The following is a 235-nucleotide window of genomic DNA, read 5'->3' as shown; positions in this document are numbered from 1 at the left end:
ACCTCGAAGCTGCCGTAGACACTGCTGTCATCGGTGGCGGCGACGAAGGCCAGATCCGGGTTGTCGGCATCCGTGGCGGTCAGCGTGCCAGTGGCTTCCAGAGTGCCGTCTTCTTCCACGGCGCCAGAATCGGCCGTGATGACCGGCAGGTCGTCGGTGCCGGTGATGACGATGTCGACCGTGGTGGTCGAGTCATCGCTCAGCGTGACGGTATAGGTCTCGGTGACGGTCTCGC

Annotated in this window: 1 protein-coding gene; it reads right to left on the bottom strand. The window is 64.3% G+C overall.

Annotated features, from left to right (window positions below; translation table 11 throughout):
* Positions 1 to 235, bottom strand: a 235-nt coding sequence (locus tag QD356_RS17800; RefSeq protein ID WP_279878501.1) for a VCBS domain-containing protein, incomplete at both ends; no start/stop codon positions are given.

This window comes from Cobetia sp. 2AS, assembly GCF_029846355.1.
Taxonomy (GTDB): Bacteria; Pseudomonadota; Gammaproteobacteria; order Pseudomonadales; family Halomonadaceae; genus Cobetia; species Cobetia amphilecti.
Note: the sequence above shows the minus strand (reverse complement) of the source record. Positions and strands in the feature narration are given on the sequence as shown.